At 69.8% G+C, this 18,104-nt stretch carries 18 protein-coding genes; 13 read left to right on the top strand and 5 right to left on the bottom strand.

Annotation, left to right across the window (positions count from 1 at the left end; genetic code table 11):
- The first annotated feature begins 102 nt into the window (after positions 1–102).
- Positions 103–486, top strand: coding sequence for a DUF3597 domain-containing protein (locus ACAM57_RS01070; RefSeq protein ID WP_019653942.1), 384 nt, complete (start codon positions 103–105; stop codon positions 484–486).
- An 81-nt stretch (positions 487–567) separates the two neighbouring features.
- Here ACAM57_RS01070 and ACAM57_RS01075 read toward each other — a convergent pair whose 3' ends face one another.
- Positions 568–1,350 (bottom strand): SDR family NAD(P)-dependent oxidoreductase, encoded by a 783-nt coding sequence (locus ACAM57_RS01075; protein ID WP_369660429.1) that lies wholly within the window; start codon positions 1,348–1,350, stop codon positions 568–570.
- A 122-nt stretch (positions 1,351–1,472) separates the two neighbouring features.
- On the opposite strand from ACAM57_RS01075, the gene ACAM57_RS01080 reads away from it, so the two are divergent.
- Positions 1,473–1,850 (top strand): hypothetical protein, encoded by a 378-nt coding sequence (locus tag ACAM57_RS01080; protein WP_369660430.1) that lies wholly within the window; start codon positions 1,473–1,475, stop codon positions 1,848–1,850.
- A gap of 18 nt (positions 1,851–1,868) precedes the next feature.
- Here ACAM57_RS01080 and tgt read toward each other — a convergent pair whose 3' ends face one another.
- Both tgt and queA read right to left on the bottom strand, forming a co-directional pair.
- Positions 1,869–3,041, bottom strand: a complete 1,173-nt coding sequence (gene tgt, locus ACAM57_RS01085; protein WP_369660431.1) for a tRNA guanosine(34) transglycosylase Tgt — start codon at positions 3,039–3,041, stop codon at positions 1,869–1,871.
- 5 nt (positions 3,042–3,046) lie between these two features.
- A complete protein-coding gene (gene queA, locus ACAM57_RS01090; RefSeq protein WP_369660432.1) occupies positions 3,047–4,090 on the bottom strand; it encodes a tRNA preQ1(34) S-adenosylmethionine ribosyltransferase-isomerase QueA in 1,044 nt (347 codons plus the stop codon).
- Between the two features lie 154 nt (positions 4,091–4,244).
- Here queA and ACAM57_RS01095 point away from each other — a divergent pair, with 154 nt between their 5' ends.
- Genes ACAM57_RS01095 through recG form a run of 3 tightly spaced genes read left to right on the top strand, consistent with a single transcriptional unit; the run spans position 4,245 to position 8,553 of the window.
- The gene (locus ACAM57_RS01095; protein ID WP_369660433.1) at positions 4,245–4,922 is read left to right on the top strand and encodes a DUF4166 domain-containing protein; all 678 of its coding nucleotides are present in this window, start codon (positions 4,245–4,247) and stop codon (positions 4,920–4,922) included.
- Positions 4,919–6,409, top strand: coding sequence for a TIGR01777 family oxidoreductase (locus ACAM57_RS01100; RefSeq protein ID WP_369660434.1), 1,491 nt, complete (start codon positions 4,919–4,921; stop codon positions 6,407–6,409). Before ACAM57_RS01095 ends, ACAM57_RS01100 begins: the two co-directional genes overlap by 4 nt.
- Before the next feature lie 11 nt (positions 6,410–6,420).
- The gene (recG, locus tag ACAM57_RS01105; RefSeq protein WP_369660435.1) at positions 6,421–8,553 is read left to right on the top strand and encodes an ATP-dependent DNA helicase RecG; all 2,133 of its coding nucleotides are present in this window, start codon (positions 6,421–6,423) and stop codon (positions 8,551–8,553) included.
- 111 nt (positions 8,554–8,664) lie between these two features.
- On the opposite strand, the gene ACAM57_RS01110 is transcribed toward recG, so the two are convergent.
- Positions 8,665–9,297 (bottom strand): LysE family translocator, encoded by a 633-nt coding sequence (locus tag ACAM57_RS01110; RefSeq protein ID WP_369660436.1) that lies wholly within the window; start codon positions 9,295–9,297, stop codon positions 8,665–8,667.
- A 43-nt stretch (positions 9,298–9,340) separates the two neighbouring features.
- The gene (locus tag ACAM57_RS01115; RefSeq protein ID WP_126021186.1) at positions 9,341–10,048 is read right to left on the bottom strand and encodes a GntR family transcriptional regulator; all 708 of its coding nucleotides are present in this window, start codon (positions 10,046–10,048) and stop codon (positions 9,341–9,343) included.
- A 301-nt stretch (positions 10,049–10,349) separates the two neighbouring features.
- Between ACAM57_RS01115 and ACAM57_RS01120 the strand changes: the two genes are divergently transcribed.
- Genes ACAM57_RS01120 through ACAM57_RS01155 form a run of 8 tightly spaced genes read left to right on the top strand, consistent with a single transcriptional unit; the run spans position 10,350 to position 18,081 of the window.
- Complete coding sequence (locus ACAM57_RS01120; RefSeq protein WP_126021187.1) at positions 10,350–11,093, top strand: DUF969 domain-containing protein; 744 nt, start codon at positions 10,350–10,352, stop codon at positions 11,091–11,093.
- Between the two features lie 2 nt (positions 11,094–11,095).
- Positions 11,096–12,052 (top strand): DUF979 domain-containing protein, encoded by a 957-nt coding sequence (locus tag ACAM57_RS01125; RefSeq protein WP_126021188.1) that lies wholly within the window; start codon positions 11,096–11,098, stop codon positions 12,050–12,052.
- Between the two features lie 9 nt (positions 12,053–12,061).
- Positions 12,062–12,751, top strand: a complete 690-nt coding sequence (gene pcp, locus ACAM57_RS01130) for a pyroglutamyl-peptidase I (protein WP_369660437.1) — start codon at positions 12,062–12,064, stop codon at positions 12,749–12,751.
- A gap of 22 nt (positions 12,752–12,773) precedes the next feature.
- Positions 12,774–13,538 (top strand): LamB/YcsF family protein, encoded by a 765-nt coding sequence (locus tag ACAM57_RS01135; protein WP_369660438.1) that lies wholly within the window; start codon positions 12,774–12,776, stop codon positions 13,536–13,538.
- 5 nt (positions 13,539–13,543) lie between these two features.
- Positions 13,544–15,106: a 5-oxoprolinase/urea amidolyase family protein gene (locus ACAM57_RS01140; RefSeq protein ID WP_369662507.1), complete on the top strand. Its 1,563-nt coding sequence runs from the start codon at positions 13,544–13,546 to the stop codon at positions 15,104–15,106.
- Between the two features lie 10 nt (positions 15,107–15,116).
- Complete coding sequence (locus ACAM57_RS01145; protein ID WP_369660439.1) at positions 15,117–16,847, top strand: biotin carboxylase N-terminal domain-containing protein; 1,731 nt, start codon at positions 15,117–15,119, stop codon at positions 16,845–16,847.
- Between the two features lie 10 nt (positions 16,848–16,857).
- The gene (locus ACAM57_RS01150; RefSeq protein ID WP_369660440.1) at positions 16,858–17,856 is read left to right on the top strand and encodes a TRAP transporter substrate-binding protein; all 999 of its coding nucleotides are present in this window, start codon (positions 16,858–16,860) and stop codon (positions 17,854–17,856) included.
- Positions 17,857–17,892: 36 nt separating this feature from the next.
- Entirely contained in the window at positions 17,893–18,081 is a 189-nt protein-coding gene (locus tag ACAM57_RS01155) for a hypothetical protein (protein WP_184639530.1), read from the top strand.
- Positions 18,082–18,104: the final 23 nt, after the last annotated feature.

Genomic DNA, 18,104 nt, shown 5'->3' on the forward strand with positions numbered 1-18,104 from the left:
CACGTCATGTAGCGGACATGCCGCGAGGCCGTGCTACAACCCCCGGCTGCGACACAAGTGTTGCCGCAGACTTCCAGCCACCCCCTTCGACGGAGCAAAAGCATGAGCATTTTTGGCAGCATCCTTTCCAAGATCTTCCCGGGCGCCAAAGCCGCCGAGGCCCCCGCGCCTGCCCCCGCGGCGCCAGCCGATGCACCAGCGCCCGCCGTGGCAGCGCCGCCGCCCGCCATTCCGCTGGGCGACGTGGCCGCCGTGCTCGACGCGATGCCGGGCTCGAAGAACCTGAACTGGCGCACCTCCATCGTCGACCTGATGAAGCTTCTGGGCCTGGACAGCAGCCTCGAAGCGCGCAAGCAGCTGGCAGCCGAGCTGAGCTACGGCGAAGACACCAGCGACAGCGCCAAGATGAACATCTGGCTGCACCGCCAGGTCATGACCAAGCTGGCCGCCAACGGCGGTACGGTGCCCGCAGAACTGCGGGATTGAGCGCAACACCGGCGGCCCGGCAACGCCGGTTCCTCGGTGTTCTCGAAAGAAAAAGCCTCGCGCGATGCGCGAGGCTTTTTTTCAGGTCCAGCCGGCGTCGACGACGTAGTCCTGCGCGGTGCACATGCGCGAATCGTCGGCGGCCAGGAAGAGCGCCATCGCAGCGATGTCCTCCGCCATCACGCGCCCCGGCAGGCATTGCGCCGCATCGATTTCCGCGCCCGACTCGGGCTTGACCCACAGCCTGATCTGCCGCTCGGTCATCACCCAGCCCGGCACGATCGAGTTCACGCGGATGTTCTGCTTGCCCAGGTCGCGCGCCAGCGAGCGCGTGAGGCCGCGCGCCGCCGCCTTGCAGGCCTGGTACACCGGGTAGCCCTTGCCCTTGATCATCCAGCTGATGGAGCCGAAGTTGACGATCGAGCCGCCGCCCAGCGCGCGCATGTCGTCGGCCACCGCCTGCGCGGCGAAGAACTGGTGCTTGAAGTTGACGGCCACGAGGCGGTCGAAGTCCTCGTCGGTCACGTCGGCCATCTCGTGGCGACGGTCGTTGGCGGCGTTGTTCAGCAGCACCGACACCGGCCCGAAGCGCTGGCGCACCGCGTCGATGGTGGCCGCGAGGGCGGCCGTATCGGTCACGTCGCAGGGCACGAAGAGCGCGGGGTGCTCGCCCTGCAGCTGCGCCGCGAGCGCGTTGCCGGCGGCGGTGTCGAGATCGCAGAAGCCGACCTTCGCGCCCTGCGCATGGAAGGCCCGCACAAGCGATTCGCCGATGCCGCTGGCGCCGCCGGAGATGAACACGGTGCGTCCGGCCAGCGAGGGATAGCGGGCGGTGTAGGGCGAAAGTTGTGATGCGTCGGTCATGGGCGTGTGGCAACGGAGTCGGAGACGGACGGCAAGCGTAGCGGATAGCGGCCGGCCGGTGTATCCGATGTATGGCTTCCGGCGAATGGGCGGCGCGCGCGGGCGTGGCTACGCTTGCTCCCATGAAGACCCAAGCACTTCCCCGCCGCCGCACCCTCATTGCGTTCGCGATGCTCGTTCCCGCCGCGCTGGCGGTGCGCTCCGTGCGGGCGCAGGCCGCAGCATCCGGCGTGCAGCTCTTCAAGGTGGTCTCTGCGCGCGACGAGGTGATCGTCGGCGCCGACGCCGCGATGCTCGGGGCAGGCGCCGGCCCCGCGGTCGAGCGGCTGGCGACCCAGCTCGCCGCCAAGGGCCAGCTCACCCTGTGGCAGTACGCCTCGAGCAAGGACGCGGGCGGCGCGCTGGTGCAGGCGCCGCTCAGGCAGATCGTGGTGTTCAGGAACGATGCGCTGCGCATCGAGCCCTACGCCACGCCGCTGCCGATCCAGCCGCTGAAGTAGCTGCCGGCTGCTTCTTTTTCAGACTCCTCGCGCCCGGTCGGACTTGAAGCGCGCGCGGAACTCCGTGAACGTGCCCGCGTCGAGCACCTCGCGGATCTCACGCATCAGGTTCAGGTAGTAGTGCAGGTTGTGGATGGTGGTGAGCATCGGCCCCAGCATCTCGCCGCAGCGGTCCAGGTGATGCAGGTAGGCGCGGCTGAAGCCTTCGCGCCCGCCGTCGTTCCAGCTCACACCCGAGGTGCCCGCACAGGCGTGGCAGGTGCAGCTCGGGTCGATGGGCTGCGGATCGCTCTTGTGGCGCGCGTTGCGCATCTTCAGGTCGCCGAAGCGGGTGAAGAGCGTGCCGTTGCGCGCATTGCGCGTGGGCATCACGCAGTCGAACATGTCCACGCCGTCGGCCACGCCCTGCACCAGGTCCTCGGGCGTGCCCACGCCCATCAGGTAGCGCGGCTTGTTCGCGGGCAGCCGGTGCGGCGTGTGGCCCATGATGTGCAGCATCTCTTCCTTGGGCTCGCCCACGCTCACGCCGCCGATGGCGTAGCCGGGGAAATCCATGTCGACCAATGCCGCGAGCGACTCCTCGCGCAGGTTCTCGTACATGCCGCCCTGCACGATGCCGAAGAGCGCGTTCGGGTTCTGCAGGCGGGTGAATTCCGCCTGGCAGCGCTTGGCCCAGCGCAGGCTCAGCTCCATCGAGACGCGCGCCTCGGCCTCGGTCGTGATGTGGCCCTTGGTGTCGTAGGGCGTGCACTCGTCGAACTGCATCACGATGTCGCTGTTCAGGATGGTCTGGATCTGCATCGAGACCTCCGGCGTGAGGAACAGCTTGTCGCCGTTGACGGGCGACGCGAACTTCACGCCCTCCTCGCTGATCTTGCGCATCGCGCCCAGCGACCACACCTGGAAGCCGCCGGAGTCGGTGAGGATGGGCTTGTCCCACTTCTCGAACTGGTGCAGCCCGCCGAAGCTGGCCATCACGTCGAGGCCCGGGCGCATCCACAGGTGGAAGGTGTTGCCCAGGATGATCTGTGCGCCCATCTCTTCCAGGCTGCGCGGCATCACGCCCTTGACCGTGCCGTAGGTGCCCACGGGCATGAAGATCGGCGTCTGCACCTTGCCGTGGTTGAGCGTGAGCGTGGCGCGTCGCGCGTGGCTGTCGGGGTCGGTCTTGAGGAGTTCGAAGTTCAGCATGTCGTTCAGTCCTGGGTGCGTGCGAGCAGCATGGAATCGCCATAGCTGAAGAAGCGATAGCGTTCGGCGATGGCGTGGGCATACAGCCCCATCACCCGCTCGTAGCCCGCGAAGGCCGAGACCAGCATCATCAGCGTGCTCTTGGGCAGGTGGAAGTTGGTCACCAGCAGGTCGACGTGCTCGAAGACGAAGCCCGGCGTGATGAAGATGCGCGTGTCGCCCGCGGCCTCGCCGCTCCTGGCCCACGACTCGAGCGTGCGCACGGTGGTCGTGCCCACGGCCACGATGCGTCCGCCGCGCGCCTTGCATTCGGCGATCGCGCACTGCGTGGCCTCGGGCACTTCGTAGCGCTCGGCATGCATCGTGTGTTCCGAAATGTTCTCGGTCTTCACCGGCTGGAAGGTGCCGGCGCCCACGTGCAGCGTGACGTTGGCGCGTTGCACGCCGTTGGCCTCCAGCTCGGCCAGCAGGCCTTCGTCGAAGTGCAGGGCGGCGGTGGGTGCCGCCACCGCGCCGGGCACGCGCGCGAACACGGTCTGGTAGCGGCTCTCGTCCTCGGCCGAATCGGTGTGGGTGATGTAGGGCGGCAGCGGCACGTGGCCGCAGCGCTCCATCAGCATGTAGGGGTTCTCGCCGGTGTCGCTCTCGAAGGCGAAGCGGAAGAGGGCGCCGTTCTCGTCGGGCCAGCGGCCCAGCAGCGTGGCGCGGAAGCCGCCGACCATCTCCAGCGTGGTGCCCACGGTCGGCTTCTTGCTGACCTTCATGTGCGCCACGACCTCCTGGCCCTGCAGCACACGCTCGACCAGCAGCTCGAGCTTGCCGCCGGTGGGCTTCTCGCCGAAGAGGCGGGCCTTCACCACGCGGGTGTCGTTGAAGACGAGCAGGTCGCCCGGGCGCAGCAGCGAGGGCAGGTTCCTGAAGATGCGGTCGACCGGCGCGGGCCCCGTGCCGTCGAGCAGGCGTGAGGAGGTTCGTTCGGGGGCCGGGTGTTGCGCCACCAGCTCGGGCGGCAGGGCGAAATCGAAATCGGAGAGCGTGAAAGCGCGCATGTGCTTGAGGGCCGGACGGGCCCGTTCCAAGAAAAGACGGGAAGCGGTGGGGCTCCACTCGACGCCGTGGATGCACGGTGCGGGGGAAGGCCCGGATTGTCCCATGCCGCGAAAGCCGGCCTTTTCCGCAGGGTTGTCGAGGCAGAATCGGCGGATGGTCGATTCACAAGCTGCGCGTGTTGCCTCGGGCTCGTCGTCCGGCCCCTCCGAAGGCGAGCTCTTCAAGAAGATCCTCGGCAGCGCCTGGCAGGGCCTGCATCCCGACATCCGCCGCCGCTTCGACAAGAACCCGTCGCCGGGCAAGGCGCTGCACTACCTGGGCTCGCTGAGCGAGCTGCGCTGCTCGCGCTTCGGCAAGCTGCTGGGGCACATCACGCAGCCGATGATCCAGGGCGCACTCATTCCCTACAGCGACGCCGACTTCCCCGTGGAGATCCAGGTCTACGCCAAGCCGCGGGACCCGGCCATCTACAAGCAACGCATCTACCGCCTGCGCAATCGCAAGCCGATCCAGTTCACCAGCTTCATGCGCGAGAGCGAGCGCGGCGAGGTGCTGGAGTACGTGGGCATGGGGCTGGGCATGAAGCTGGTGCTCAGCGTGGAGAACGGCAGCCTGCACTTCCAGAGCGACGGCTACTTCTGGGACGTCTTCGGCTGGCGCATTCCGCTGCCCGGCGTGCTCACGCCCGGCAAGACCTTCCTCTGGCACCACAACGAGACGCCGGAGCGCTTCAACATCCGCATCGAGATCCGCCACTGCCTGATGGGCACGACCTTCACCCAGGTCGGCGTGTTCGAGGAAATCCCGGAGCCGAAGGCGGTGGCCGCATGATCGACACGCACCTGCTTGCGCTGCAGCTCATGGCGGCGCAGGGCGCGCTCGGCGCCTTCGACACGCTCTATCACCACGAGGGCACCGAGGCGCTGCCGCGGCGCGGCACGGCCGGGCGCGAGCTGGCGATCCACGCCACGCGCTCGTCGATCTACTGCGCGCTCTTCATCGGGCTGTCGTCCTGGGCCTGGCATGGCGCATGGGCGTGGGTGCTGCTCGCGGTGTTCGGCGTCGAGATCGTGCTCACGCTGTGGGACTTCGTGGTCGAAGACCGCAGCCGCCTGCTGCCGCCCACCGAGCGCGTGACGCACACGGTGCTGGCCATCAATGCGGGCGCCTTCATCGCGCTGCTGGCGATGAGCGCCACGGAATGGGCCGCGCAGCCGACCGCGATGGTGTGGCAGCCGCAGGGCTGGCTCGGCGCCTTCCTCGCGCTGTGCGGCGTGGGCGTGGGCCTGTCGGGCCTGCGCGATGCCTTCGCGGCGCGCGCGCTCTTCAGGCGCGGCGCGCAGGAGCAGACGCGCGATGCCCAGGCGCCGGTGCGCTTCGGATCGAAGCCGCAGCGCGTGCTGGTGACGGGCGGCACGGGCTTCATCGGCCAGCTGCTCGTGCGTCATCTGGTGGCCGACGGCCATGCCGTGACGGTGTGGACGCGCGATGCGCGATCGGCCGCCTGGAACTTCGGCGGCGCGGTGCGCTGCGTGCAGTCGCTCGACGAAGTGCCGGCGGCCGACGACATCGACGTGGTCGTCAACCTCGCGGGTGCGCGCATCCTGGGCATGCGCTGGAGCGAGCGGCGCAAGGCGCAGCTGCTGAGAAGCCGGGAAGGGCTCACCCAGCAGCTGATCGCCTGGATCGCGCAACGGCCGCGCAAGCCATGGCTGCTGCTGTCCGGCTCCGCCATCGGCTATTACGGTGTGCAGCCGAAGGGCGACGCGAGCGAACTCGCGGAAGACGCGCCGCCGCAGCCGATCTTCATGTCGCAGCTGTGCCAGCGCTGGGAGCAGGCGGCGCAAGCCGCGGTGGCGTACGGCGTGCACGTGGCCTGCATGCGCTTCGGCTTCGTGCTGGGCCACCAGGGCTCGCTGCCGCAGCTGCTGCTGCCGATCTCGCTGGGCATCGGCGGACGGCTGGGCCGCGGGCGGCAGTGGCTGTCGTGGGTGCATGTGCACGACCTGATCCGCGCGATGGCGCATGTGTGGACCCTGACCGAGAACGCTGCGGCGCCCCCGGCCGCGCAGGCGTTCAACTTCACCGCGCCCGGCGCGCTGAGCCAGGAGGAATTCGCCCGCGTCGCCGCGAGCGTGCTGCACCGGCCCTGCTGGATGCCGACGCCCGCCGCGCCCGTCAAGCTGCTGCTCGGCGAGCAGGCCGACCTGCTGCTCGAAGGCCAGCGCGTGGTGCCGGCGCGGCTGCTGCAGTCGGGCTTCGGCTTCATGTTCCCCGACGCCCGCAGCGCCTTGACGGACCTTTGCCGGCCGCGCTAGAAGACTCTTCCGTGCCCGCCAAGAAAGCCCCGACTCCCACCGCCGAAGCGGCCGCCGCCGCGCCGGAGAAGCCGTCGCCGCCGGGCTCCGGCCTGAGCCAGGTCCAGCGCGCGCTGCGCAAGCTCGGCCTCGTGCGCGACATCGATTTCGCGCTCTACCTGCCGATGCGCTACGAGGACGAGACGCGCATCGTGCGCATCGCCGACACGCGCGACGGCGACGTGGCGCAGGTCGAAGGCGTCGTCACCGAATGCGAGGTGGTCTACCGGCCGCGCCGCCAGCTCATCGCGACCATCGACGACGGCAGCGACACCTGCCAGCTGCGCTTCTTCAACTTCTATCCCTCGCAGCAGAAGCAGCTCGCGGTGGGCGCGAAGGTGCGCGTGCGTGGCGAGGTGCGCGGGGGCTTCGTGGGGCGGCAGATCATGCACCCCACGGTGAAGGCGGCCGGCACCGCGCTGCTGAACGCGCTCACGCCCGTGTACTCGACGGTGGCGGGGCTCGCGCAGCCGGTGCTGCGGCGCGAGGTGCGCTCGGGCCTGGCGCGCGCGGTGCTCGACGAAACCGTTCCCGTGCAGATCGGCTTTCGCGGCGCGTGGAACCTGCGCGACTCGCTGAGCTTCCTGCACTACCCGACGCCCGACGTGGCGATCGCCACGCTCGAAGACCACAGCCATCCCGCCTGGCAGCGCATCAAGGCCGAGGAGCTGCTCGCGCAGCAGCTCTCGCAGCTGCAGGCGCGGATGGAGCGCGCGGCGCAGCGCGCGCCGGTGCTGCCGCCCGCTCCGCCCGAGCCCGACGCGGCCTCGCTGCATGCGCAGCTGCTCGCCGTGCTGCCTTTCGGCCTCACGGGTGCGCAGCAGCGCGTCGGCGAGGAGATCACGCGCGACCTCGGCCGCGAGATCCCGATGCACCGCCTGCTGCAGGGCGACGTGGGCTCGGGCAAGACGGTGGTGGCGGCGCTTGCTGCGGCACGCTGCATCGACGCGGGCTTCCAGTGCGCGCTGATGGCGCCCACCGAGATCCTCGCGGCCCAGCACTTCGGAAAGCTCGTCGGCTGGCTCGATCCGCTGCTGGCGGCGCGCGGCCAGCGCGTGGCGTGGCTCACGGGCAGCCAGAAAAAGAAAGAGCGCGACGAGATGTCGGCGGCGGTGGAAAGCGGCCAGGCCGTGCTCGTCATCGGCACGCACGCGGTCATCTCGGAGAAGGTGCGCTTCAGGAGCCTCGCGCTGGCGATCATCGACGAGCAACATCGCTTCGGCGTCGCGCAGCGCCTTGCGTTGCGCGGCAAGGCGCAAGGGCACCTGGAACCCCACCTGCTGATGATGAGCGCCACGCCCATCCCGCGCACGCTGGCGATGAGCTACTACGCCGACCTCGATGTCTCCACCCTCGACGAGCTGCCGCCGGGCCGCACGCCCATCATCACCAGGCTGGTGGCCGACCACCGGCGCGACGAGGTCATCGACCGCATCCACTCGCAGATCGCGCAGGGCCGGCAGGTCTACTGGGTGTGCCCGCTGATCGAGGAGAGCGAGGCCGTCGACCTGCGCAACGCCACGGAGACGCGCGACGAACTGGCCGAGACGCTGGGCGAGCCCATCCAGGTCGGCCTGCTGCATTCGCGCATGCCCACGGCCGAGAAGCAGGCGGTGATGGCGGCGTTCACCGCCAACGAGATCCAGGTGCTGGTGAGCACCACCGTGATCGAAGTGGGCGTGGACGTGCCGAATGCCTCGCTCATGGTCATCGAGCATGCGGAGCGCTTCGGCCTCTCGCAGCTGCACCAGCTGCGCGGCCGCGTGGGGCGCGGCGCGGCGGCCTCGGCCTGCGTGCTGCTCTATGCGCCGGGCGACAGCGGCCGCGTCGGCGAGGCGGCACGCGCGCGGCTCAAGGCGATGGCCGAGACCAGCGACGGCTTCGAGATCGCGCGGCGCGACCTCGAGATACGCGGCCCCGGCGAGTTCCTCGGCGCTCGCCAGTCGGGCGCGCCGCTGCTGCGCTTTGCCGACCTCACGACCGACACGCTGCTGCTCGACTGGGCCCGCGAGCTCGCGCCGGTCATGCTGCGCAAGCACCCCGACCTGGCGCAGCGGCACATCGACCGCTGGCTGGGCACCAAGGCCGAATACCTCAAAGCCTGAAGATTTTTTCGCGGAACACCGCGGAACCGGCTTTGCCGGGCCGCAGGTGTTGCCCCGGCGAGGGGGTTGGCGCAGCGACACGAAGTGCGCGAAGCCCTGGGGGAGCGCTTCCTATGCGGGGCGGCGCGTGAAGGCCAGGATCACCCCGAAGCCGACCATCATGCTGCCGCTGATGCGGTTGAACCAGCGCATCGCACGGCTGCCGTTGGCCAGCCGGCGCATGCGCGCGCCGAGCAGCGCGTAGAGCGCGATCGCCACCAGCTCGAACACCAGGAAGGTCAGGCCCAGCAGCACGTAGCTGGAGGCGTAGGCGCCCGGCACCACGAACTGCGGGAAGAAGGCGGTGAACACCAGGATCGCCTTCGGGTTGCCCGCCGCCACGGTGAATTCCTGCCGCACCAGTGCGCGCATCGAGGGCGGCGCGGATACGGCGTCTCGCGCCTGCACCTCGGCCGTGGGCGCCGGCGCGCGCAGCAGGCGCACGCCGATCCACACCAGGTAGGCCGCGCCGATGTACTTGATGACGTCGAAGGCCAGCTCCGAGGCCACCAGCACCGCGCCCATGCCCAGCCCGGCGATGGCGATCATGATCGCGAAGGCCACGAGCCTGCCGCTGGCCGCGATGACCGCGGGCGACACGCCGTGCCTGGCGCCGTTGGTCACCGACAGCAGGTTGTTGGGCCCGAAGGCCATGTTGATGGCGAAGCAGGCCGGCAGGAAGAGCAGGTAGGCAGACAGGGTCATGGCGGGTGTCCTTCAGGGGGCGGACAGCCATTATCCGCAGGCCCTAGCTGTCGATGCCGCCCTCGGGCATGCTGCGCGCATAGACCGCCAGCACGATGCGCTCGGAGTGCACCAGGTAGTCGTTGAGCGCGGCCGAGCCCTCGGCGAACTTGCCGGCCTCGATGAGTTCGAGCAGCTTCATGTTCATGTCGACGTAGGGCGCGTGCAGGAACTCCGGGTCCTTCAGCAGGCCGAAGGCCAGCCGCAGCTCGACCAGGATGTGGGCGAACAGGTTGTTCAGCCGCTCGCTGTCGGCCAGCTCCACGATGCCCTTGTGGAACTCCATGTTGGCCGTGCCCACGCCCAGCCAGTCGCCGGCCTCGCGGCACTTCAGCGCCATCTCGACCGCCTCGCGCATGTGCTTCTTGGCCGGGTGCCGCGGGTAGGCCTGCGCCAGCGCCTGGCATTCGATGAGCCGTCGCACGCGGTAGATGTCGATGATCGACGCGATGCTCGGCACCGCCACGAACACGCCGCGGTTGGGCGCGTGCTTGAGCAGCCCTTCCTTGGTCAGCGTGCGGAACACCTCGCGCAGGGTGTTGCGCGAGATCTCGAAGCTGTCGGCCAGCGCGGCCTCCGACAGCCGCTGCCCCGGCGAGAACTCGCCCTTCACGATCTTCTGGCGGATCAGCTCCGCGACCCGGTCGTTGAGCGTCTGTGCGCCGGCTGCGGCAGGCGGGGCGGATGGGGTCGTCGAGGCCGGAGGGGTCATGCCGAAAGGGGAAGGCAGCTAAGGGAGGGTCCGTGAACCCGGGCGTTTTTAGCAGGTTTTCCCCGCCGGACCGGCAAAAGACGGGCCCGGCCGGATGCACCAGACGGTGGCGCGCTCAGGGTTTTCATGGGGTCATGCAGGCACTGTTGTTGGGCACACTCTCATAAATTGTTCAACAATTTATTTGAAATGAGTGGTTCAGGAGAAATTAATTGCTCATTCATTGGCACGCAGCTTGCAAGAAGCGGCCAGCCGGAATCCCGGCGCAAGGTGTCTCCGAATCACCAAACGAAAGACCAACATGACTCCTGACATCCCTCACCTCTGGCCGCTGATCGGCGTCGCCGTGATCATTGCGGGCTTCGTCCTGCGCTTCAATCCGATGCTGGTGGTGATCGTCACCGCCGTAGCCACCGCGGCGGCCGCGGGCTTCGGCCCGATGGCGATCCTCACGGCCATCGGCAACGGCTTCATCAAGACGCGCAACCTGCCGCTGATCATTCTTCTGCCGCTGGCGGTGATCGGCCTGCTCGAGCGCCACGGCCTGCGCCAGCACGCGCAGAACTGGATCAGCCGCATCAAGTCGGCCACCGCCGGGCGCCTGCTGATCGTCTACCTGGCCGCGCGCGAGCTGACCGCGGCCATGGGCCTGACCAGCCTGGGAGGCCATCCGCAGATGGTGCGTCCGCTGCTCGCGCCGATGGCCGAGGGCGCTACCGAGACGCGCTACGGCAAGCTGCCCGACCGCATCCGCCACAAGCTGCGCGCCTATGCGGCGGCCACCGACAACGTGGGCCTGTTCTTCGGCGAGGACATCTTCGTGGCCTTCGGCGCCATCGTGCTGATGACCACCTTCCTGCACGAGGCCGGCATCGACGTGGAGCCGCTGCACGTCGCGATGTGGGGCATCCCGACGGCCATCGCCGCCTTCGTGATCCACGCCTGGCGCCTGCGCCGGCTCGACCAGGCGCTGGCGCGCGAACTCGACGGCAAGCCTGAAGTGCCCACGGTTCCCTCGGTCCCCGCAACGCAAGAGGGCCGCTGATCATGATCCTCTCGATCCAGCACCTCTACATCCTGGTCGGCCTGATCCTCGCGATCACGGCGGTGATGACGCTGGCCGACCGCCAGCATCCCAAGCGCTACACCAGCGCGCTTTTCTGGGGCCTCTACTCGCTGGTCTTCCTGGTCGGCGACAAGCTGCCGCCCGCGCTGGTGGGCGTGGGCGCCATCGCCATGGCCGTCATCGCCGGCATGCGCGGCGTGGGCGCGGGCAAGCACGACGAGCCGACGCCCGCCCAGTACGAGGCCAGTGCGAAGCGCCTGGGCAACAAGCTCTTCATGCCGGCGCTGGCGATCCCCCTGGTCACCGTGATCGGCACAGTGCTCGTGAGCAAGGTCAAGATCGGCGACGCCTTCCTGCTCGACCCCAAGAACACCACGCTGGTGAGCCTGGGCGTGGGCTGCGTGGCGGCGCTGGCGCTGGCCTGCTGGCTGACGCGCGAGACGCCGGTGCAGGGCATGCGCGAGTCGCGCCGCCTGACCGACGCGCTGGGCTGGGCCGTGGTGCTGCCGCAGATGCTGGGCATGCTGGGCCTGGTGTTCTCCGACGCGGGCGTGGGCAAGGCGGTGGCGTACGTCACCACCAGCTACATCAACATGGACATCCGCTTCGTTGCCGTTGCGGTCTACGTGCTGGGCATGGCGCTCTTCACCATCATCATGGGCAACGGCTTCGCGGCCTTCCCGGTGATGACGGGCGGCGTGGGCGTGCCGGTGCTGGTGGGCGTGTACCACGGCGACCCGGCGGTGATGGCGGCCATCGGCATGTTCTCGGGCTACTGCGGGACGCTGATGACGCCGATGGCGGCCAACTTCAACATCGTGCCGGCAGCGCTGCTGGAGCTGCCCGACAAGAACGCGGTGATCCGCGTGCAGATACCGACCGCGGCCACGCTGCTGGTGGTCAACATCTTCCTGATGTACTTCCTGATGTTCCGCTGAGGCCGCTGCATGACCACCGATGACAAGGCGCCCCGGGTGCTGGTCGCGGGCTTCGAGCCGTTCGAGAACGATCCCGTCAACCCCGCGTGGGAGATCGCCCGGGTGCTCGAGGGCTGGCGCTGCGAAGGCACCGTGGTGCAGGCGCTGCAGCTGCCCTGCGTGTTCGGCCGCTCGATCCACGTGCTCGACGCCGCCATGGCGGGCATCGCGGAGAGCGGCAGGCCGCTGCCGCTGGTGCTGTGCATCGGCGCCGCGGGCGGGCGCACAGAGATCTCGCTGGAGCGCGCCGCGCTGAACGTCGACGACGCGCGCATTCCAGACAACGCCGGCTACCAGCCCATCGACATCGAGGTGGAGGCGGGCGGCCCCGCCGCCTACTTCTCGACGCTGCCGATCAAGGCCATGGTGCGCGACATGCGCGCCGCCGGGCTGCCCGCGGCGGTGTCCAACAGCGCCGGCACCTTCGTGTGCAACCACATCTTCTATGCGTTGATGCACCGCCTCGCGAGTTGGCCGATGCTGGCGCGCACGCGCGGCGGCGGCTTCGTGCATGTGCCCTACCTGCCCGAGCAGGCCGCCTCCAGGCCCGGCGTGGCGAGCATGGCGCTGCAGGCGCAGGTGGAAGCCTTCCGCGTAGCGATCCGCACCGCGCTGCTCGTGCGCGACGACGTGCGCGAGACCGCCGGCCGCCTGCACTGACTGACTCACTGAAGACCGAACGATGAACATCGACTTGAACAGCGACCTCGGCGAGAGCCTCGGCGCATGGCGCATGGGCGACGACGCCGCCATGCTTTCCCTCGTGAGCAGCGCCAACGTGGCCTGCGGCTTCCACGCGGGCGACCCGGCCGGCATCCTGCGCACGCTGCGGCAGGCGAAGGAGCGCGGCGTGGCCATCGGCGCGCACGTGGCCTACCGCGACCTCGTGGGCTTCGGCCGCCGCAACATGGACGTGGAAAGCGCCGACCTGCGCGCCGACGTGATCTACCAGATCGGCGCGCTCAAGGGCCTGGCCGCCGCGGCCGGCACCACGGTGCGCTACGTGAAGCCGCACGGCGCGCTCTACAACACCATCGCCCACGACGAGCGCCAGGCGCGCGACGTGATCGCCGCCATCCGCGAGATCGACGCCAGCCTGGTGCTGGTGGCGCTCGCGGGCTCGCCGCTGCCGGGCTGGGCGCGCGACGCTGGCCTGCGCGTGGTGGCCGAGGCCTTCGCCGACCGTGCCTACACGCCCAATGGCACGCTGGTGTCGCGCCGCGAACCCGGCGCGGTGCTGCACGACGCCGAAGAGGTGGCCGCGCGCATGCTGCGGCTGGCCTCCGAAGGCGTGGTCACGGCCATCGACGGCAGCAGCGTGCGCATCGAGGCCGAGTCGGTCTGCGTGCACGGCGACAGCCCCGGCGCGGTGGAGATGGCGCGCCGGCTGCGCGCGCTGCTGGAGCAGTCGGGCGTGGCGATCCGCTCCTTCGTGGACGCCGCATGACGACGATGCGCTTCCTGCCGGTCAACCTGAATGCGGTGCTGGTCGAGCTCGAAGACCTGGCGCAGACGCTCGCGCTGCTGGCCTCGCTGCGCGCCGAGCCCATCGCGGGCATCGAGGAGCTGGTGCCCGCGGCGCGCACGCTGCTCATCATCTTCCGGCCGGCCGCAATTTCAGCCGACGAGCTCGCGCGGCAGGTCGGCGCGCGCAGCCTCGACGCGAGCGAGGCGCGCAGCGAAAGGCGCATCGAGATTCCGGTGCGCTACGACGGCGAGGACCTGGCCGAAGTGGCCGGGCTGCTCGGCATCACGCCCGATGAAGTCGTGCGCCGCCACACCGGCAGCGACTACACCGTGGCCTTCACCGGTTTCGCGCCCGGCTTCGCGTACCTCTCGGGCGGGCACCCGAGCCTGAACGTGCCGCGCCGCAAGGTGCCGCGCACGCGCATTCCCGCCGGCGCCGTCGGGCTCGCGGGCAGCTTCAGCGGCGTCTATCCGCAGGCCAGCCCTGGCGGCTGGCAGATCATCGGCGTGACCGACACGCCGATGTGGGACCTGTCGCGCGATACGCCCGCGCTGCTGCAACCCGGAGATGCAGTGCGCTTTGTCGACGTGACCGGCCAGCCGGGCGCGAAGGTGCAGGCCGCTGCCGCGCCTGCGCAACCGGCCGTGCCGAAGAGCGGCTGCGCCCTGGAGATTCGCGCCCCGGGCCTGCAGTCGCTGCTGCAGGACGGCGGGCGCCATGGCCAGGCGAAGCAGGGCGTGTCGGCTTCCGGCGCGATGGACCGGCGCTCGCTGCAGGCGGCCAACCGGCTCGTCGGCAATGCCTCCGACGCCGCGTGCATCGAGGTCGCCTACGGCGGCTTCCAGCTCGCCTGCCGTGGCGATGCGGTGGTGGCGGTCACCGGCGCCGAAGCTCCGGTCACGCTGACCCGCGCCGATGGCGCGAAATGGCCGCTGCCGCGCTACCAGGCGGTCGCGCTGACCGACGGCGACGTGCTCGCGCTCGGCGAGCCGACGGCCGGCATCCGCAGCTACATCGCGGTGCGCGGCGGCTTCGACATCGCGCTCGTGCTCGGCAGCCTCTCGACCGACACGCTCGCGCGCGTCGGCCCCGCCGCCCTCGCCGCGGGTGACGTGCTGCCCGTGCGCGCGGTGTCCGCCGGTGCGCTGGTCGGCGAGCCGGAAGCTCCGCCCACGGACCTGCCCACCGTGCGGGAAGAAGTCGTGCTCGACATCGTGCTCGGCCCGCGCACCGACTGGTTCACGCCCGACGCAGTCGAGCTGCTCTGCGGCCAGGCATGGACCGTCACGCCGCAGTCGAACCGCGTCGGCATCCGCCTGGCCGGCGAAGAAGCGCTGCAGCGCGCCAACCACGCCGAGCTGCCCAGCGAAGGCACCGCGCGCGGCTCGATCCAGGTGCCGGCGAGCGGCCAGCCTGTGCTGTTCCTGGCCGACCATCCGCTGACGGGCGGCTATCCCGTGATCGCCTCCGTCGCCACCCATCACCTCGACCGCGCGGGGCAGATCCCCGTGAACGCGCGCGTCCGATTCAGGCCCATGGCCCAGTGAAAGCCTCCCCATGAAGAAAGTACTGATCGCCAACCGGGGCGAAATCGCCGTGCGCATCGCGCGCGCCTGCGCCGACCACGGCGTGAAGTCGGTCGCGGTGTATGCCGACGCCGACCTGAATGCGCTGCATGCGCGCATGGCCGACGAGGCCTACGGGCTCGACGGCAACAAGCCCGCCGACACTTACCTCAACATTGCCAAGCTGCTCGACGTGGCCGCGCGCAGCGGTGCCGACGCGGTGCATCCGGGCTACGGCTTCCTCTCGGAGAGCGCGGCCTTCGCGCAGGCCGTCATCGACGCCGGGCTCACCTGGATCGGCCCGCCGCCGGCCGCCATCGCGATGCTGGGCGACAAGGTGCAGGCCCGCAAGCTCGCGATGAAGGTGGGCGCCCCGCTGGTGGCGGGCACGGCCGATCCGGTGAAGGACGCAAGCGAGGTGCTGGCTTTCGCCGAGAAGCACGGCCTGCCGGTCGCGATCAAGGCGGCCTTCGGCGGCGGCGGGCGCGGCATCAAGGTGGCGTGGCGGCTCGACGAGGTCGAGGGCCTCTACGAATCGGCGGTGCGCGAGGCGGTGACGGCCTTCGGCCGCGGCGAGTGCTATGTGGAGCAGTTCCTCGACCGCCCCCGCCATGTCGAGGCGCAGGTGCTGGCCGACACGCACGGCAACGTGGTGGTGCTCGGCACGCGCGACTGCTCGCTGCAGCGGCGCAACCAGAAGCTGGTGGAAGAAGCGCCCGCGCCCTTCCTGAGCGACGCGCAGCGCGAGCGCATCCATCAGGCCGCGCGCGACATCTGCGCGGAAGCCGGCTACACCGGCGCGGGCACGGTCGAGTTCATGCTGAGCGCGAGCGGCGCGATCTCCTTTCTCGAAGTGAACACGCGGCTTCAGGTGGAGCATCCGGTGACGGAGGAAACCACGGGCATCGACCTCGTGATCGAGCAGCTGCGCATCGCCGAAGGCCTGCCGCTGCAGATCAGGCAGACGCCCGCGCCGCGCGGCCATGCCTTCGAGTTCCGCATCAACGCCGAGGACGTGGGGCGCGGCTTCCTGCCCTCGCCCGGGCCGGTCAAGGTGTTCGACGCGCCCTCGGGGCCCGGCGTGCGCGTGGATGCCGGCGTGGAGTCGGGCTCGCAGGTGCCGGGCACCTTCGATTCGCTGATGGCCAAGCTCATCGTCACAGGCGCCACGCGCGAGCAGGCCATCGCGCGGGCGCGGCGCGCGCTGAAGGAGTTCCGCATCGAGGGCCTGCCGACGGTGCTGCCCTTCCATCGCGCGGTGATGGCGCACCCGGACTTCGTCTCGGGCGATGCCTTCAAGGTGCACACGCGCTGGATCGAGACCGACTTCGCCAACGGTGAGACACCGGCCCTGCGCCCCGATCCGCTGCCCGACGCCGCGCTGCTGCGCACGGCGATCGAAGTCGATGGGCGGCGCATGGCGGTGGGCCTGCCGGCGGTGCTGCTGAGCGGGCTCTCGTCGGCGGCCGGGGGGGCCGTGACCGCTCCCGCGTCGCAGGCACCCGCGGCGGATGCAGCCGCGGTGGCCGCGCCCGTCTCGGGCACGGTGCAGGCATGGAAGGTGGCCGACGGCGACGAGGTCGCCGAGGGCGCCGTCATCGCGGTGATGGAGGCGATGAAGATGGAGATGCAGGTGCTCGCGCATCGCGCGGGGCGCATCGCCATCTCGGTGGCCGCGGGCGGTTACGTGGCGGTCGGCGCCGCCATCGCGACCATCGCCTGAAGGCAGCGGCATGACCAGCGGCAGCATCACGCGGCGCGGCTTCGCATGGCTGGCATGCGGGGCCGGCCTTCTGCCGCCGGCCGCGTGGTCGGCGCAGGCCGTCGTGTGGCGGCTGGCCACCGGCTATCCGGCGGAGAACTTCCACACCGCCAACCTGCTGGCGATGGCGAAGGAGGTGGAGGCCGCGACCGGCGGGCAGCTTCGTATCGAGGTGCATCCGGGCAACACGCTGTTCGCGCTGAACGCGATCCGCGCGGCCGTGCAGGAGGGCAGGGTCGAGGCCGGCGAAGCCATCATGAGCAGCCTCGCCGTCGACGTGCCGCTGGCGGGCGCCGACTCCGTTCCCTTCATCACGCGCAGTTATGCCGATGCGCAATTGCTGTGGCGCATCCAGCGCCCGCTGATCGAGCAGGACTTCGCGCAGCGCGGCCTGCGCGTGCTCTACGCGGTGGCATGGCCGCCGCAGGGCCTCTTCTCGACGCGGCCGCTCGGCGGCGTGGGCGACCTGCGCGGCATGCGCATGCGCGCCTACAACGACACCACCGCGCGCATCGCGACGCTGATGGGCGCGGTGCCCGTCGACGTTCCGGCCACCGGCCTGGGCAAGGCGCTGGCCGAAGGCCGCATCGACTGCATGCTGACCTCCGCCGTGACCGGCGTGGAGAACCAGGCGTGGCAGTCGATGCGCTACTTCTACGAGATCAACGCGTGGTTTCCGAAGAACCTCGTGTTCGTCAACGCCAGGGCGTGGGACGGGCTCGACCCGTCGTCGCGCAGTTCGCTGGCCGCCGCGTGCGCGCTCGCCGAGACGCGCGGATGGGCCCGCAGCGCCGAGGCCGCCGCCCGCTCGACGGACGAACTGCGGCGCAACGGCGTGAAGATCGAGCCGGTGCCTTTCCTGCTGGGGCGCGACCTGCAGCGCCTCGGTGAGAACTTTTCGCTGAACTGGGTCAAGCAGGTGGGCACGGCCGCCAACGGCATCTTCATTCCGTATTTCGAGAAGCGCTGAAGACCGCGGGCGGAGCGAAAACCCTACGCCCAGCAGATGAAGTTGCTGCGTTGCAACATTCCATTTCCTGCGCTTGCGCTTGCGGTTACGACGAAAGCCATCGGATTTTCCGGCCGCGAATCGGGTGACCACTTCCCGATGAAATCTTTCTCTCTCAACGCCCCACGTGAAATGTTTTCACCCGGGAAGCTGTCGCTGAAATTATTGAAACAGCTTGTACATTGATTCGGAGTTTGCGAATGTTTCCT

The organism is Variovorax sp. V15, assembly GCF_041154425.1.
Classification (GTDB): domain Bacteria; phylum Pseudomonadota; class Gammaproteobacteria; order Burkholderiales; family Burkholderiaceae_C; genus Variovorax; species Variovorax guangxiensis.

What these genes read in the sequence shown, in the direction of transcription:
- ACAM57_RS01080 (WP_369660430.1), top strand. Translation starts at nt 1,473, where the DNA reads ATGAAGACCCAAGCACTTCCCCGCCGCCGCACCCTCATTGCGTTCGCG.
- ACAM57_RS01095 (WP_369660433.1), top strand. Translation starts at nt 4,245, where the DNA reads ATGGTCGATTCACAAGCTGCGCGTGTTGCCTCGGGCTCGTCGTCCGGC.
- tgt (WP_369660431.1), bottom strand. Translation starts at nt 3,041, where the DNA reads ATGCTGAACTTCGAACTCCTCAAGACCGACCCCGACAGCCACGCGCGA.
- ACAM57_RS01120 (WP_126021187.1), top strand. Translation starts at nt 10,350, where the DNA reads ATGACTCCTGACATCCCTCACCTCTGGCCGCTGATCGGCGTCGCCGTG.
- queA (WP_369660432.1), bottom strand. Translation starts at nt 4,090, where the DNA reads ATGCGCGCTTTCACGCTCTCCGATTTCGATTTCGCCCTGCCGCCCGAG.
- ACAM57_RS01150 (WP_369660440.1), top strand. Translation starts at nt 16,858, where the DNA reads ATGACCAGCGGCAGCATCACGCGGCGCGGCTTCGCATGGCTGGCATGC.
- ACAM57_RS01140 (WP_369662507.1), top strand. Translation starts at nt 13,544, where the DNA reads ATGCGCTTCCTGCCGGTCAACCTGAATGCGGTGCTGGTCGAGCTCGAA.
- ACAM57_RS01125 (WP_126021188.1), top strand. Translation starts at nt 11,096, where the DNA reads ATGATCCTCTCGATCCAGCACCTCTACATCCTGGTCGGCCTGATCCTC.
- ACAM57_RS01110 (WP_369660436.1), bottom strand. Translation starts at nt 9,297, where the DNA reads ATGACCCTGTCTGCCTACCTGCTCTTCCTGCCGGCCTGCTTCGCCATC.
- ACAM57_RS01155 (WP_184639530.1), top strand. Translation starts at nt 17,893, where the DNA reads ATGAAGTTGCTGCGTTGCAACATTCCATTTCCTGCGCTTGCGCTTGCG.
- ACAM57_RS01145 (WP_369660439.1), top strand. Translation starts at nt 15,117, where the DNA reads ATGAAGAAAGTACTGATCGCCAACCGGGGCGAAATCGCCGTGCGCATC.
- ACAM57_RS01135 (WP_369660438.1), top strand. Translation starts at nt 12,774, where the DNA reads ATGAACATCGACTTGAACAGCGACCTCGGCGAGAGCCTCGGCGCATGG.
- pcp (WP_369660437.1), top strand. Translation starts at nt 12,062, where the DNA reads ATGACCACCGATGACAAGGCGCCCCGGGTGCTGGTCGCGGGCTTCGAG.
- ACAM57_RS01115 (WP_126021186.1), bottom strand. Translation starts at nt 10,048, where the DNA reads ATGACCCCTCCGGCCTCGACGACCCCATCCGCCCCGCCTGCCGCAGCC.
- ACAM57_RS01100 (WP_369660434.1), top strand. Translation starts at nt 4,919, where the DNA reads ATGATCGACACGCACCTGCTTGCGCTGCAGCTCATGGCGGCGCAGGGC.
- ACAM57_RS01070 (WP_019653942.1), top strand. Translation starts at nt 103, where the DNA reads ATGAGCATTTTTGGCAGCATCCTTTCCAAGATCTTCCCGGGCGCCAAA.
- ACAM57_RS01075 (WP_369660429.1), bottom strand. Translation starts at nt 1,350, where the DNA reads ATGACCGACGCATCACAACTTTCGCCCTACACCGCCCGCTATCCCTCG.